The 14,699-nt window shown below is 71.9% G+C and carries 16 protein-coding genes; 13 read left to right on the top strand and 3 right to left on the bottom strand.

The window, feature by feature from the left end; all coding sequences use genetic code 11:
- Positions 1–3: 3 nt before the first annotated feature.
- Entirely contained in the window at positions 4–501 is a 498-nt protein-coding gene (locus GTY47_RS08220; protein ID WP_010037149.1) for a GNAT family N-acetyltransferase, read from the bottom strand.
- A gap of 69 nt (positions 502–570) precedes the next feature.
- On the opposite strand from GTY47_RS08220, the gene GTY47_RS08215 reads away from it, so the two are divergent.
- Together GTY47_RS08215 and GTY47_RS08210 are read left to right on the top strand one after the other, a co-directional pair.
- Positions 571–1,473 (top strand): TIGR01777 family oxidoreductase, encoded by a 903-nt coding sequence (locus GTY47_RS08215; protein ID WP_029180975.1) that lies wholly within the window; start codon positions 571–573, stop codon positions 1,471–1,473.
- A gap of 238 nt (positions 1,474–1,711) precedes the next feature.
- Positions 1,712–3,118, top strand: coding sequence for an NAD(P)/FAD-dependent oxidoreductase (locus GTY47_RS08210; protein ID WP_010037145.1), 1,407 nt, complete (start codon positions 1,712–1,714; stop codon positions 3,116–3,118).
- Positions 3,119–3,204: 86 nt separating this feature from the next.
- Here the strand turns inward: GTY47_RS08210 and GTY47_RS08205 are convergent, their stop codons facing one another.
- A complete protein-coding gene (locus tag GTY47_RS08205) occupies positions 3,205–4,677 on the bottom strand; it encodes a hypothetical protein (protein ID WP_010037143.1) in 1,473 nt (490 codons plus the stop codon).
- A gap of 238 nt (positions 4,678–4,915) precedes the next feature.
- Between GTY47_RS08205 and lipB the strand changes: the two genes are divergently transcribed.
- The 4 genes from lipB to GTY47_RS08185 all read left to right on the top strand — a co-directional run bounded on the left by lipB (position 4,916) and on the right by GTY47_RS08185 (position 8,032).
- On the top strand, positions 4,916–5,716 hold the full coding sequence (gene lipB, locus GTY47_RS08200) for a lipoyl(octanoyl) transferase LipB (RefSeq protein WP_010037137.1): 801 nt from the start codon (positions 4,916–4,918) through the stop codon (positions 5,714–5,716).
- Between the two features lie 94 nt (positions 5,717–5,810).
- The gene (gene lipA, locus GTY47_RS08195; protein WP_010037135.1) at positions 5,811–6,776 is read left to right on the top strand and encodes a lipoyl synthase; all 966 of its coding nucleotides are present in this window, start codon (positions 5,811–5,813) and stop codon (positions 6,774–6,776) included.
- A gap of 260 nt (positions 6,777–7,036) precedes the next feature.
- Complete coding sequence (locus GTY47_RS08190; RefSeq protein ID WP_010037129.1) at positions 7,037–7,249, top strand: hypothetical protein; 213 nt, start codon at positions 7,037–7,039, stop codon at positions 7,247–7,249.
- A 78-nt stretch (positions 7,250–7,327) separates the two neighbouring features.
- Positions 7,328–8,032 carry a DUF4191 domain-containing protein gene (locus GTY47_RS08185; protein WP_010037125.1) on the top strand — a complete coding sequence of 235 codons (705 nt, stop codon included), beginning with the start codon at positions 7,328–7,330 and terminating at the stop codon, positions 8,030–8,032.
- A 107-nt stretch (positions 8,033–8,139) separates the two neighbouring features.
- On the opposite strand, the gene GTY47_RS08180 is transcribed toward GTY47_RS08185, so the two are convergent.
- Positions 8,140–8,607, bottom strand: a complete 468-nt coding sequence (locus GTY47_RS08180; protein ID WP_010037124.1) for an RDD family protein — start codon at positions 8,605–8,607, stop codon at positions 8,140–8,142.
- A gap of 210 nt (positions 8,608–8,817) precedes the next feature.
- On the opposite strand from GTY47_RS08180, the gene glnA reads away from it, so the two are divergent.
- The 7 genes from glnA to GTY47_RS08145 all read left to right on the top strand — a co-directional run bounded on the left by glnA (position 8,818) and on the right by GTY47_RS08145 (position 14,676).
- Entirely contained in the window at positions 8,818–10,227 is a 1,410-nt protein-coding gene (gene glnA, locus GTY47_RS08175) for a type I glutamate--ammonia ligase (RefSeq protein ID WP_010037121.1), read from the top strand.
- A 111-nt stretch (positions 10,228–10,338) separates the two neighbouring features.
- A complete protein-coding gene (locus tag GTY47_RS08170) occupies positions 10,339–10,611 on the top strand; it encodes a hypothetical protein (protein ID WP_029180974.1) in 273 nt (90 codons plus the stop codon).
- 39 nt (positions 10,612–10,650) lie between these two features.
- Positions 10,651–11,022: a hypothetical protein gene (locus tag GTY47_RS08165; protein ID WP_010037116.1), complete on the top strand. Its 372-nt coding sequence runs from the start codon at positions 10,651–10,653 to the stop codon at positions 11,020–11,022.
- Between the two features lie 97 nt (positions 11,023–11,119).
- Complete coding sequence (htpX, locus tag GTY47_RS08160) at positions 11,120–12,037, top strand: zinc metalloprotease HtpX (protein WP_029180973.1); 918 nt, start codon at positions 11,120–11,122, stop codon at positions 12,035–12,037.
- 7 nt (positions 12,038–12,044) lie between these two features.
- Positions 12,045–12,629 carry a hypothetical protein gene (locus GTY47_RS08155; protein ID WP_010037086.1) on the top strand — a complete coding sequence of 195 codons (585 nt, stop codon included), beginning with the start codon at positions 12,045–12,047 and terminating at the stop codon, positions 12,627–12,629.
- A gap of 55 nt (positions 12,630–12,684) precedes the next feature.
- Positions 12,685–13,419, top strand: a complete 735-nt coding sequence (locus tag GTY47_RS08150; protein ID WP_010037085.1) for an alpha/beta fold hydrolase — start codon at positions 12,685–12,687, stop codon at positions 13,417–13,419.
- Between the two features lie 69 nt (positions 13,420–13,488).
- Positions 13,489–14,676 carry a winged helix DNA-binding domain-containing protein gene (locus GTY47_RS08145; RefSeq protein WP_010037084.1) on the top strand — a complete coding sequence of 396 codons (1,188 nt, stop codon included), beginning with the start codon at positions 13,489–13,491 and terminating at the stop codon, positions 14,674–14,676.
- Positions 14,677–14,699: the final 23 nt, after the last annotated feature.

Below are 14,699 nucleotides of genomic sequence, written 5' to 3'. Positions count from 1 at the left end.
CGCTCAGAGGGAGCGTCCCATCAGTACGTCGTCCACGTACTGCCCGTCGAGCAGGAACTCCTCGGGCAGGACCCCCTCCACCACGAATCCCTCCGCCTCGTAGAGCTTGCGGGCCGGGGTGTTGTGGGCGAGGACGCGCAGGGTGAGGCGGCGGGCACCGCGCCGGCGGGCCTCGTCGACGGCGGCCCGGACCAGCGCCCGCCCGACACCCCGGCCGCGTGCCTCCTGCGCGACGGCGAGGCCCTGCACCTGCCGCACGTGCCTGTTCGCTTCGACCGGCGTCGGGAAGCCGGTACGCAGGTAGCCCGCCAAGCGGTCACCGAGTTCGGCGACCAGGCAGTCCTCGGGGGCGTGCCGGTCGGTGAAGAACGGCGGGTACGGCGGCTGCGGCCGGGGCATCACCGCGTGCAGGTGCGACCAGGCGAGGCGGTCCAGCAGAGCCAGCCCTTCGTCGTCATCGGGCACGGCGACGCGGATACGGAGTCGGCGGGGCTCGGACATGGCGCCACCTTACGGTGAGGGCCGGTGGCCGTACGGCGGATTTACGTCACCGGCGGGCAGGATGGGCCCATGGAAGGCTCACGAATCGCAGTGGCCGGTGCGTCCGGTCTCATCGGCGGCGCCCTGGTGCGCTCCCTGACCGCGGACGGGCACGAAGTGGTGCGCCTGGTGCGCCGTACGCCCCGGGCCGCGGACGAGGTCCGCTGGGACCCCGAGGGCGGGCGCGTGGACGCGGCCGGGCTCGCGGGGTGCGACGCGGTGGTGAACCTGGCCGGTGCGGGGGTCGGCAACCGCCGCTGGACGGACGCCTACAAACAGCGGATCCGCGACAGCAGGGTGAACGGCACGGCGGCGCTCGCCCGCGCGGTCGCCTCGCTGGACGAGAAGGACCGGCCGCGGGTCTTCGTGAACGGCAGCGCCATGGGCTACTACGGCGAGACCGGGGACCGGACCGTGGACGAGAGCGCGCCGGCGGGCGAGGGGTTCCTGCCCGAACTGTGCGTGGAGTGGGAGGCCGCGACAGCCCCCGCCCAGCAGGCCGGTGTCCGGACGGTGTTCACCCGGACCGGGCTGGTCGTGTCCCGCGAGGGCGGTGCGTGGGGGCGGCTGTTCCCGCTGTTCCGGGCCGGGCTCGGCGGGCGGATGGGCGACGGGCGGCAGTACTGGTCGTTCGTCGCGCTGCACGACGAGGTCGCCGCGATCCGGCATCTCATCGACACCGACGGCCTGTCCGGGCCGTTCAACATCACCGCCCCGAACCCCCTGACGAACCGTGAGATCACGGCGGCGATGGGGCGCGTGCTGCACCGCCCGACGCTGTTCGCGGTGCCCGCGCCCGTACTGCGGGCCGTGCTCGGCGAGATGGCCGGGGATGTGCTCGGCAGCGCCCGGGTCCTGCCGACGCGACTGCTGGAGTCGGGGTTCCGGTTCGCCTTCCCGGAGATCGAGGAGGCGATCCGGGCGGCGTTGTGAGGGACCTGGAGAGCGCCCACCGATCGTTCCGAGACAGCCCTTCGCGCCGCACACCAGCCCCGTGTGACCACTTCATGCCCACAAGGTCTCCATATGCGACCACTGTGCGACCGTGCCCTGTCGATGCGCGACTCCCCATGACCGATCACGGCCCTACCCTCGACCAGAACTCGCGTATCCCTGGGGCCTGTTGAGGGCATGACGTCTCCAGCGCCCGCGCAACCTCGAGGAGGGGCACGTGCTTGAGCCCGCTTACCAGGCGGACGTGGTCGTCGTGGGGGCCGGGGTCGCCGGACTCTCGGCCGCGCACCGGCTGACCAGCGCAGGAGTGACGACCATGGTCCTGGAGGCCGCCCACGCGATCGGCGGCCGCATGGCGACGGAGAAGGTCGACGGCTTCCGGCTCGACAGAGTCGGCCAGTTGCTGTCCACGGCATACCCCGAACTACGGCTGACACCCGGCCTCGGTGCCCTCGTGCTGCGCCCCTTCGCGCCCGGTGTCCTGCTGCACGGCGACGGCCGCCACCATCGCGCGGGCGTCCAGACGGGCGCAGGGGGCGCACGGGGCGCACTGCACGCGGTGCGCGCCCTGGCGAGTGCTCCCCGGTCGACGTCCGCGCCGAGGCCGCCCAGGAGGCCGGTGGCGGTGCCCGGCCGGCAGGTCTCCGTGCCCCGGAGCCGGTCCGGTGCGCCGCTGGGCACGGCCGTCGACCAGGCCCGCCTGGGTGCCGCCCTGACGCGGCTGGCGGGCACACCGGCCGAACGGCTGCTGGCCCGCCCGGAGCTGCCCGCCGGTGAGGCCCTGGCGGCCCGCGGGCTGCCGGCCCGTACGATCGACGGCTTCCTGCGTCCGCTGCTCGCCGCCCTGCTGTGCGACCCGGACCTGACGACGTCCAGCCGGTGCGCGGACCTCGCGCTGCGCGCCTTCGCGGGTGGCCGGCTGTGTCTGCCGGAGGGCGGCGCCGAGGCCCTGCCGCAGCTGCTCGCGAGCACGCTGCCGCCGGGCACCGTGCGCACCGGCGTGCGCGTCACCTCCGTCTCCACGACCTCGGTGACCACCGCCGAGCACGGTGAGATCCGCTGCCGGGCGGTGCTGGTGGCGACGGACGCCAGGGCCGCGGCCGAGCTGTTGCCCGGGTTGCGGGTGCCGGATTTCCATCCGGTGACGGTGGTGCACCACACGACCGACGAGCCGCCGGGGACGGGGGCGTCGCTGTTGCTCGACGCGGACCTGGGTGGGCCGGTCGCGCACACGGCCGTGGTCAGCCGGGTCGATCCGTCCCGTGCTCCGGCGGGGCGGGCGCTGGTGTCCTCGACGGTGCTGGGGCGTCCGCCGGGGGACGTCGACACGGCCGTGCGGATGCATCTGGCGCGGCTGTACGGGGTGTCGACGGCGCGGTGGGAGACGTTGGCCGTGCATCACACGGCGGAGGCGGTGCCGGCGATGCGGCCGCCGCATGATCTGCGGCGGCCGGTGCGGTTGCTCGCGGGGCTGTACGTGTGTGGGGATCACCGGGACACCAGTACGGTCCAGGGCGCCTTGCACTCCGGGCATCGGGCGTCGGCGGCGATTCTGGCGGACTTGGGGGCGGGGCGGTCGATGCATGTTGCCGATCCTGTGCCGACTGTGCCCCGGGCTGCGTAGGTGGTTTGTCGGGTGCGGGTGCGTGGGGGTTGTTCGCGCCCACGCGGCGGAGCCGCACATCGACACAGCCCCGCGCCCCAGGAACCTCACCCCAAGGCCGCTACCTTGTCGCGGTAAGTGCGCACCGGTGCCGCGTCCTTGTACGGCTCCAGTCGTCGCTCGAAGTCCCTCACGTACTCCACCGCCCGCACCGAGCGCATCTCCGCCGCCTGGCCCGCCGCCTCCGCGGCGAGCTGGCAGGCCTGGTCGAGTTCGCCGAGGCCCAGGCGTGCGGTGGCGAGGACGACGCGGCAGAACAGGCGGCTGCGGGCGTAGGACGGGGCGCGGAGCTGGAGTGAGCGTTCCGCGTGCTGGGCGGCGGCGCGGAACTGCTGAAGGTCGCGGTGGCAGTGCCCGAACTCGTCGGCCAGCTGCGCCTCGTCGAAGAACTTGGCCCAGTGCGGGACGTCGTCCCCGATCCGGGCCGTCTCCAGGGCGCGCTCGGCGCGCACCAGTGCCGCCGTGCAGGCCCGTACCTCGCCGAGGACGCCGTGCCCGCGGGCCTCGGAGGCGTGCAGCAGCGCCTGCACGACCGGCGGGGCCGAGGTGCCGACGCCCTGCTGGGCCACGCGCGCGAGCTGCACCGCCTCCCGCCCGTGCCCGAGGTAGACGGCCTGCCGGCTCATCGTGACCAGCACGTACGCCCCGTACGTCCGGTCCCCGGCCGCCTGGGCGAGCCGGAGCGCCTGCACGAAGTAGCGCTGGGCGAGTCCGTGCGCGGCGATGTCGTACGACGTCCAGCCCGCGAGCCGGGTCAGGTCGGCGGCCGCGGCGAACAGCCGGCGGCCGGTCTGCTCGCCGTAGGTGCCGCGCAGCATGGGCTCGCACTCGTGCTCCAGATAGCGCACGAGGGCCTGGCGGGCGTGCCCGCCGCCGTAGGCGTCGTCGAGGGTGCGGAACAGCTCGCCGACCGAGCGCAGGGCGGCGATGTCGCCGGCGGTCACCTTCTGGCCGGGGCCGCGGTCGGCCTGCCCGCGCTGGCGGGGCAGGGACGGCACGCCCTGGTCGGCCGCCGGGCGGAGGGCGGCGCGGCCCTGCGCCGGGATGCGGGCGGCGGGCGGCTCGCCCCGGGCCACCTTCTCGTCCGCGCGGCCGATCAGCCAGTCCCGGCTCGGCACGACGAGCCCGGCCGGGGTGAAGGCGATCTTGCGCAGCTCGGCGTGGCTGCCGGAGTCCTTGCGCCACAGCCCGCTGACGATGTCGACGGCCTCCTCGGGGGTGGCGGCGAACTCCAGCCCCGCGTACACGGGCGCGCAGGCGTCCAGGCCGAGGTCCTGGGCGGTGAGACGGCGGCCCAGGCGCCGGGTGAAGACCTCGGCGATCAGCGCGGGCGTGGTGCCCCTGGGCTGCTGGCCGCGCAGCCACCGGGTGACGGATGTCTTGTCGTATCTCAGATCGAGCCCGTGTTCGAGACCGAGCTGGTCCACGCGACGGGCGAGACCCGCGTTGGAGAACCCCGCTTCTGCGATGAGCGCGGCGAGCTGTCGGTTGGGGGTGCGCTGCGCGGGTCGTTCCGTCATGGTGCGGTGCGGTCTCCTGCCTTCCGGTGTGGGTGATCTTCCGGATTGCCTGTGAGCAGGCCTTATGGCTTGCTGGACGGCGCGAATGTAGCGGAGAGTAAACACCCCATCACACATTTTCGCGGACATTCATCCGATCGTGTGAGGATTGACCCCAGGACTGACGTGTCCGGGCCGGACGTACAGTGGCTTGGGCGCGATACGTGCCTGACACACCCGTCCTAGGGAGGCGCTTGCCGTGAGTGAGTTGCGGTTCGTCCGCATGGGGTTCGGTGACGAGGCCGTCGAGTACCAGGAGGCGTGGGACGAACAGCGCCGGGTGCACGCGGCGCGCTTCGCGGACGAGGTCCCCGACACCGTGCTGCTCCTGGAGCACCCCCCGGTCTACACGGCGGGTCGGCGCACGGCGGACGACGAGCGGCCCCTCGACGGCACGCCGGTCATCGACGTGGACCGCGGCGGCAAGATCACCTGGCACGGGCCCGGCCAGCTGGTGGGCTACCCGATCCAGAAGCTTCCGCGCCCCGTGGACGTCGTGGCCCACGTACGCCGCCTCGAAGAGGCCCTGATCCGCACCTGCGCGGAGTTCGGCCTGGAGACCACCCGGGTCGAGGGCCGCAGCGGGGTGTGGGTGCTCGGCGACCCGGTCGCGCAGCGCCCCGCGCTCGGCGGGCTGGCCCTGGACTTCGACCCGCGTCTGCACGACGAGGAGTTCGACCCGCGGATGAACGGCCCGGAGTACGCGCCGTCCAACGCGGGCCAGCGCCGGGAGGACCGCAAGATCGCCGCGATCGGCATCCGCGTGGCCAAGGGCGTCACCATGCACGGCTTCGCGCTCAACGTGAACCCCGACAACAAGTGGTTCGACCGGATCATCCCGTGCGGCATCCGCGACGCGGGTGTCGCCTCGCTGGCGAACGAACTGGGCCGCGACGTGACGATCGAGGAGGTTCTGCCGGTCGTCGAGCGCCACCTGCGGGACGTCCTGGAGAACGCGGAACTGAAGCCGCGGGAGATCGAGAAGACCCCGGCGGCATAAAACGGGCTGTGGAGGGGCTGGCACCCACACAGGCATTCAAATCAACGGGCGTACCCTTGAGGGCGCCGAAGAATCAATCGCTAGGGAGCCGGTCGTGTCCGCAGTCGCACCCGACGGACGCAAGATGCTGCGCCTGGAGGTCCGCAACAGCCAGACCCCCATCGAGCGCAAGCCCGAGTGGATCAAGACCCGGGCGAAAATGGGTCCCGAGTACACCAAGATGCAGAACCTCGTGAAGAGCGAGGGCCTGCACACGGTCTGCCAGGAAGCCGGCTGCCCCAACATCTACGAGTGCTGGGAGGACCGCGAGGCCACCTTCCTCATCGGCGGCGACCAGTGCACCCGGCGCTGCGACTTCTGCCAGATCGACACCGGCAAGCCCGAGGCGCTCGACCGCGACGAGCCGCGCCGCGTGGGTGAGTCCGTGGTCACCATGGACCTGAACTACGCCACGATCACCGGCGTCGCCCGCGACGACCTGGAGGACGGCGGCGCCTGGCTGTACGCGGAGACGGTCCGCCAGATCCACCAGCAGACGGCGGGCCGCGAGGCCGGCCGGACGAAGGTCGAGCTGCTCGCGCCCGACTTCAACGCCGTCCCGGAGCAGCTCGAGGAGGTCTTCTCCTCCCGCCCCGAGGTCTTCGCGCACAACGTCGAGACGGTCCCGCGGATCTTCAAGCGGATCCGCCCCGGCTTCCGCTACGAGCGCTCCCTGAAGGTCATCACCGAGGCCCGCGACTACGGCCTGGTCACCAAGTCGAACCTCATCCTCGGCATGGGCGAGACCCGCGAGGAGGTCAGCGAGGCGCTGAAGCAGTTGCACGACGCGGGCTGCGAGCTGGTCACCATCACGCAGTACCTGCGGCCCTCCGTGCGCCACCACCCGGTGGAGCGCTGGGTCAAGCCGCAGGAGTTCGTGGAGCTGCAGGAGGAGGCCGAGCAGATCGGCTTCTCCGGTGTGATGTCGGGCCCGCTGGTGCGGTCCTCGTACCGTGCCGGGCGGCTCTACCGGATGGCCATGGAGCAGCGGGACGCGGGCATCGCGGCCCAGGCCGTCTGACGAACCATCACCGCCCTTCCCGCCACAGGGCGAGCCAAGCGTGTGAATTCGCGCACAAGAGACTACCCGCCGGTAGCGGCCGATATGACGCGGTCCTGACCGTCCTCGCAGATGAGGGCGTATGTCAGGGCCGCGTCGGCGTTCCACGGATCCCCGCCGGGGCTTCATGGGTGTTTGACCGGTCGGACACGCCCTGGTAACACCAATCAGTGACGCTGAACTCACAGCACGTACACCGCTCCCGAGGGGGGACCTGACCCATGCAGGCCGCGCCCGTTCGCGCCACCGCGATTCCGTCCTTCACCACCGCCCTGCGTGCCGTCGAGTCGCTGCTGCTGAGCAGCGGTCAGCGCACCGCCCGCCGCAACGCCTGGACCTCCGTGCTGGAGGACCGCCGTCGCGCCAAGGACCGGGTCGAGGCGCAGCGCGTCCTCGAGCAGTCCGTCTCCCGGTCCCTCTCCGTCCACCCCTGAGCCCGCTCCCCTCCCCCGCGAGTCTCCCCGCGGACACTGCCGTCGTAGGCGCTTGTGGGGCCACGTAGACTTCGTGGCATGGCGAGGAAGGAACCTGCAGCGGACGCTGCGAACCCCGGGCGACTGAAGCAGATCGCCCTGACCTACAAGATGACCCGCAAGGCCGACAAGAAGATCGGTCTTGTACTCGCGGCAGTCGGAATCGTCACCTTCGGTGTCTTCCTCGCGATCGGCTTCTTGATCGGTCACCCCATCTATCTCGGCATCCTGGGCCTCCTGCTCGCCTTCCTCGCGTCGGCGATCGTGTTCGGGCGCCGGGCCGAGCGGGCCGCCTTCGGGCAGATGGAGGGCCAGCCCGGTGCCGCGGCGGCGGTGCTCGACAACGTCGGCCGGGGGTGGACGACGACCCCCGCGGTGGCGATGAACCGCAACCAGGACGTGGTGCACCGCGCGGTCGGCAAGGCCGGCATCGTCCTGGTCGCCGAGGGCAACCCGAACCGGGTGAAGTCCCTGCTCGCCGCCGAGAAGAAGAAGATGAACCGCATCGTCGCGGACGTCCCGGTGCACGACCTGGTCGTGGGCACGGGCGAGGGCCAGGTCGAGCTGAAGAAGCTGCGCACGACCATGCTGAAGCTGCCGCGCGTGCTGACCGGCCCGCAGGTCACCGCCACCAACGACCGGCTGCGTGCCCTGGGCGACCTGATGAGCAACATGCCGCTGCCGAAGGGGCCGATGCCGAAGGGCATGCGGATGCCGAAGGGCGGCGGGCCGAAGGCGCGCTGACAGCCCGCTCACCACATACACGAAGGGGCGCCCGGACCACTCCGGGCGCCCCTTCCGTTCGTCCTCGGTTCTTCGTTCGCCTTCGGCTCTCGGCGTCCTCGGCTCGATCAGATGCGGACCTCGACCGTGCCCGCCAGCCGGTCGTGGAGGCCCCGGCCGTCGCGGTCCCAGATCAGGGCGGGGATCGCGAGGAAGAGCAGGACCGTGCGCAGGACGGCGCGCCAGGGGCTGACCCGGCCGGTGTCCAGGGCGAGCACCCGCAGGCCGAGGAGCCGCTTGCCCGGCGTGAAGCCGACCGTACCGACCGTGAGGACCATCAGAGCGAACATGATGAGCGGCGCCCAGATCTGGGCCGCTTCGTTGTAGCTCTGGGTGATGAGACCGTATGCGATCAGGAGGCTCAGGCCCCAGTCCACGGCGAGGGCGCCGAGCCGCCGCCCCGGGCGGGCGATCGAGCCGGGCCCCTCCTCGGGCAGACCGAGCTGCTCACCCCGGTATCCGAAGTCGACACCGGCCTCTTCCGCCGCCGCGCGGGGCCCGGAAAGCCACGATCCGAGTGCTTGCCTGTTGTCCACCCGTCCACGGTACTGCGCCCGGAAATGACCAGGGCACGGCGGGGTGCGTCGGGGCTACGGTGGAAGCCGAGCCGGTTAACTTGTGCGAAACAAATGAGTCACGCCCGAGAAACCACCCGTCCCTAGGGTCGAGGTCAGCGTGTGCCACCCGCACTGGCCGCACGAACGAACTACCACCCCGGCGGGACGGTCGGGAGTAGGAGGAGCTGGATGTTCCAGAACGCCGACGAGGCCAAGAAGTTCATCGCGGACGAGGACGTCAAGTTCATCGACGTCCGCTTCTGCGACCTGCCGGGCGTGATGCAGCACTTCACGGTGCCTGCTGAGGCGTTCGACGCGGACGAGGAGCTGGCCTTCGACGGCTCGTCCATCCGCGGCTTCCAGGCCATCCACGAGTCCGACATGGCGCTGCGCGCGGACCTGTCGACCGCCCGTGTCGACCCGTTCCGCCGTGACAAGACGCTGAACATCAACTTCTTCATCCACGACCCGATCACGGGCGAGCAGTACTCCCGTGACCCGCGGAACGTGGCGAAGAAGGCCGAGGCCTACCTCGCGTCCACCGGGATCGCCGACACCGCGTACTTCGGTCCCGAGGCCGAGTTCTACGTCTTCGACTCCGTCCGCTTCGCGACCAGCGCGAACGAGTCCTTCTACCACATCGACTCCGAGGCCGGCGCCTGGAACACCGGTGCCGTCGAGGACAACCGTGGTTACAAGGTCCGCTACAAGGGCGGCTACTTCCCGGTCCCGCCGGTCGACCACTTCGCCGACCTGCGTGCCCAGATCTCCCTGGAGCTGGACCGGGCCGGTCTGAAGGTCGAGCGCCAGCACCACGAGGTGGGCACCGCCGGCCAGGCCGAGATCAACTACAAGTTCAACACGCTGCTCGCCGCCGCCGACGACCTCCAGCTCTTCAAGTACATCGTGAAGAACGTGGCGTGGCAGAACGGCAAGACCGCGACCTTCATGCCGAAGCCGATCTTCGGTGACAACGGCTCGGGCATGCACGTCCACCAGTCGCTGTGGCAGGGCGGCTCCCCGCTCTTCTACGACGAGGCCGGCTACGCGGGCCTGTCGGACACCGCCCGCTACTACATCGGCGGCATCCTCAAGCACGCCCCGTCGCTGCTGGCCTTCACCAACCCGACGGTGAACTCGTACCACCGCCTGGTCCCGGGCTTCGAGGCGCCGGTGAACCTGGTCTACTCGCAGCGCAACCGCTCCGCGGCCATGCGTATCCCGATCACGGGCTCCAACCCGAAGGCCAAGCGCGTCGAGTTCCGCGCGCCCGACTCCTCCGGCAACCCGTACCTGGCGTTCTCGGCGCTGCTGCTCGCCGGCCTGGACGGCATCAAGAACAAGATCGAGCCGGCCGAGCCGATCGACAAGGACCTCTACGAGCTCGCCCCCGAGGAGCACGCGGGCGTCCCGCAGGTCCCGACCTCGCTCCCGGCCGTCCTCGACTCCCTCGAGGCCGACCACGAGTTCCTCCTCCAGGGCGACGTGTTCACGCCGGACCTGATCGAGACGTGGATCGACTACAAGCGCACGAACGAGATCGCGCCGCTGCAGCTGCGTCCGCACCCGCACGAGTTCGAGCTGTACTTCGACGTGTGATCGACGCCTGATCGAGGCATCACGACCGCGCCTCCGCCGTCCGTACGGGCAGCGGAGGCGCGGTCGTCTGTTCTATTCTGCTGGCAGGACCACACGGGGGTGGAGCGGGAGATGCCCGAGCACGGACAGGACGGCCAGGAGCGCGAGTTCGACCTCGGATGGGCGGACAGCGCCGAGCACAAGGAGCCCTCGGCGCGGGCCCGTATGCTCGCCGCGCGCTGGAAGCACAACCCGCCCGGGCCCGTGCCCTTCCGCCCCGAGCCCGACCACCGGTCGTCCGGCCGCGGGTCCCGCTCGTCATGGGTGTCGACGGCCGTGGTGCTCGGCTGCGTGGCCGCGGTGATCGTGCTGCTCGGGTACATCAACTTCCGGGCGCCGTACTAGAGCGCGGGCCGATCAAGGCAGCTGCTAGCGTCCGGCCGCGTGGACGACGGTGTGTACGTGGGCAACGCGGGCAAGGACGCGGCGCTGGACCGGGGGTGGCTCCTCGGGCACTTCAAGGACGTCGGCGATCCGCGTCACAGCGAGGCCGTCGAGATCAAGTGGGGTGTCCACCCGGCCGGCGACGAGCGGTCGCGGTGGGTGCGGGGCGAGGAGCGGACCGCACTGCTGGTTCTCATCAGCGGGCGCTTCCGGGTGGACCTTCCCGGTCGCAGCGTCCTGCTGGAGCGGCAGGGCGACTACGTGGTGTGGGGGCGCGGGGTCGATCACTCCTGGTTCGCCGAGGAGGAGTCGGTCGTGCTGACGGTTCGGTGGCCGTCCGTGCCCGGGTACGCGGTGGCCCGGGACGGCTGACGCCTTTGCCCGGCCTGGGGGTGATCGCGACCCGTTCATGGGCCGGGGCGGGTGCACACTGGCAGTGGGACGAGTGCCTGACTGCGGGGTGATGCAGATGCACAGCCGCTTCCGGAGCGACCGGCGGTTGACCACCCGTATGGGGATCACGCTGTTCCTGCTTGGGATGGTGTACGTGGGGTTCGTCGCGGCATTGATCGTGCTGCTGAAGTCGTGGGTGCTGGTCGTGCTGGTCGCGGCGGCGGTGCTCGGGGCGCAGTACTGGTTCTCGGACCGGGTCGCGCTGTTCGCGATGCACGGGCGGGTCGTGGAGCGGGAGGAATATCCCGAGCTGCACGGGGTCGTGGACCGGCTGTGCGCCATCGCGGACATGCCCAAGCCGGTGGTGGCCGTGTCCCGTATGGACATGCCCAACGCGTTCGCTACGGGGCGGAATCCCGACCATGCCGTGGTCTGTGTGACGACCGGGCTGCTCAGGCGGCTGGACCCGGCCGAGCTGGAGGGCGTGCTCGCGCACGAGCTGTCGCATGTGGCGCACAAGGACGTCGCCGTGATCACGGTCGCCTCGTTCCTCGGGGTGCTCGCCGGGCTGATCGTGCGGTTCGCCTTCTACTCGCAGCTGTTCGGCGGGGGCCGGCGGGACCAGAACACGGCGGTGGTCTTCGCCGCGGTGATGGGCGTGTCGGCGGCCGTGTACGCGCTGAGCTTCCTGCTGATCCGCTCCCTGTCCCGGTACCGGGAGCTGGCCGCGGACCGTGCGGCGGCGCTGCTCACCGGCCGGCCCTCGGCGCTGGCCTCCGCCCTCACCAAGGTGTCCGGGGACATCGCGCGCATCCCGACGAAGGACCTGCGCACGGCCCAGGCCTTCAACGCCTTCTACTTCACGCCGGCGCTGGGCCGTGAGCCCGGTGTCGCGCGGCTCTTCTCGACCCACCCGAGCCTGGAGCAGCGGCTCGACCAGCTGGGCCGGATCTCCGCCGAGCTGGGCGAGGCGACGGCACCCGGAGGAGTGTGAGCGGGGCATGGGGCTGCTGGACATTCTGCTCGGCCGCACGAAGCCGGTCGCGCCGGATCTCGACCGGCTCTTCGCGCTGCCGTCGGCGGCCGTGACCCTGGAGGCCGCGGCGGGCCTCACCCCGACCGGGCAGGGCGCGGTGTGCTTCGCCACGGTCGAGGGCGCGGCCTTCGAGCAGACCCACCGCGAGGTGCAGGCACTGCTGGACGCGGACACCGACCGCGACGGCCCGCCGGTGGAACTGCGGCAGGACGACTACGGCTACTCCTGGCTGGTCTCGCACCGCGCCCCCGACCAGCTGGCCCCGCTCGTGACGGACCTGCACGCCGTGAACAGCCAGATGGAGGTCAACGGCTTCGGCCCCCAACTCCTGTGCTCACTGGCCGGGTTCCGGGACCGGTCGGGCCGGCGGCTCGGGCTGGTCTACCTCTACAAGCGCGGCACCTTCTACCCGTTCGCGCCCCTGCCCGGAAAGGCACAGCGGCGTGACCACGCGCTGGAACTCCAGGTGCGGGCGGCGCTCGCCGACGACCTGCCGATCGAGCAGGACCTGGGCCGCTGGTTCCCGGTGTGGGGAGCGCCGGGTCTGTGATCGCCCCGGTGTGACCGCCTGTCAGCAGCCCCCGGGCGCGTGAGTGAATGGCCGTATGAGTGAGCTGATCCCCTTCACGCATGCCGTCGACGGTGAACGACTCAGCGGGCTGTCCGGTGGCACCGGCCCGGGCGAGCCGGCCAGGGCGACCGCCGTCCTGCTGCACGGCGCGGGCAACGGCAGCAAGGACCGGCTGGTTCCGCTGCTGGAGGAGTTCGCCGCCCAGGGCTGCCGCGCCCTCTCCTTCGACTTCTCCGGGCACGGGGAGAGCACCGGCCTGCTGCGGGAGCTGAGCCTGCGCCGCCGCTTCGAGCAGGCCGTGTCCGTCATCGACGCCCGCGCGGGCGCGGACGGGCCGCTGGTCCTGGTCGGCTTCAGCATGAGCGGCCAGACGGTGGCCGATCTCGCCCGTCACTACGGGGAGCGCGTGGCGGCACTCGGGCTGTGCGCGCCGGCGGTGTACGCGGCGCAGGCGTGGGACGTGCCGTTCGGTGCGGGTGACGGGCGGTTCAGCGAGATCATCCGGCGGCCCGGAAGCTGGCGCGGGTCGCCCGCGCTCGACGTCCTGCGGGGGTACGAGGGGCGGGCGGTGCTCGCGGTGCCGGGCACGGACGCGGTCATCCCGCCTGCGGTGACGCGGGCCGTCGCGGAGGCGCTGGCCCGGCGCGCCCGGTTCACCCACTGGGAACTTCCCGGGGCGGAGCACCGGTTGGGGCTGTGGTTCCGTGACCATCCCGGTGACCGGCGGGAGTTCGTCACCGCCGTGGTCGGCACGTCCGGTTGCGGGTGACGGCCCGATTGTCAGTGGGGTTCGCGATGATGCTGGTCGGGTCGGAGGGACGTGACGGAGGGAAGCCGCATGGGCAGGGCGCAGCGGTACATCGGGGTGGCGGAGCGGCGGGCCCGGCTCGCGCTGCGGCAGCGGCTGGCGGGGCGGGCCCGGGCGGGGACTCCCGAGGAGGTCGCCGGTTCGCTCGTGGCCCTGCACGGCACGGACCCGGCGACGGTGTACCTGGCCGTGGGCGCGCGGCTCACGGATCCCTCGGAGACGGTGACGGAGACCGGGCGCGCGCTGTACGACGACCGTTCCCTGGTGCGGATGCACGGCATGCGGCACACGGTGTTCGTGTTCCCCACCGCCCTGACCGCCGTCGTGCACGCCTCGACCGGCCTGGCGGTAGCCGCCCGGGAGCGGGCCGCGCTGCTCAAGGACATGGCGGCGGCCGGGGCGCCGGACGCGGCCTGGCTGAAGGAGGTCGAGGATTCGGCGCTGGCGGCACTCGCCCGGCGCGGGCAGGCCACGGCGGCCGAACTCGCCCAGGACGAGCCGCGTCTGCGGGAGCAGTTCGTGTACGCGGCCGGCAAGGGCTACGAGGGCCTGCACACGGTCTCGACCCGGCTGCTGCGAGTACTGGGCGTCGAGGGGAAGGTCGTACGGGGCCGGCCGCTCGGCTCCTGGACGTCCAGCCAGTTCCGCTGGGCCGTCGCGCCCGAGCATCCCGAACTGGACCCGGCGCAGGCGCAGGCGGAGTTGCTGAGACGGTGGCTCGCCGCGTGCGGTCCGGCGACCGAGGCCGATCTGAAGTGGTGGACGGGGTGGCGCGTGACGGAGGTCCGCGCGGCGCTGGCCGCGATCGGGGCGCAGCAGGTGTCGCTGGACGGGGGCACGGGATGGGTGACCGACGGCGACCTCGGCGAGGTGGCCGCGCCCGGCGAGCCCTGGGCGGCGCTGCTGCCCGGCCTCGACCCGACGGCGATGGGGTGGCAGCAGCGCGACTGGTATCTCGCGCCGGAGCTGCGGCCCCGGCTGTTCGACCGCAGCGGGAACGTCGGGCCGACGGTGTGGTGGAACGGACGCGTGGTCGGCGGGTGGGCCCAGCGGCCCGGCGGGGAGATCGTCTGGCGGATCCTCGACGAGGAGGGGGTGGGCCGGGAGGCGCTCGCGGCGATCGGGGAGGAAGCGGAGCGGCTGAGCGGGTGGGTGGGGACGACCAGGATCACGCCACGCTTCCGGACGCCGCTGGAGAAGGAGCTGGCGGCGGGCTGAAGGGGGTCGAACACGAGCGCCGG

Source organism: Streptomyces sp. SID5464, assembly GCF_009862985.1.
In the GTDB taxonomy this organism is placed as follows: Bacteria; Actinomycetota; Actinomycetes; order Streptomycetales; family Streptomycetaceae; genus Streptomyces; species Streptomyces chartreusis_D.
This window is presented reverse-complemented; position numbering and strand designations above follow the sequence as displayed.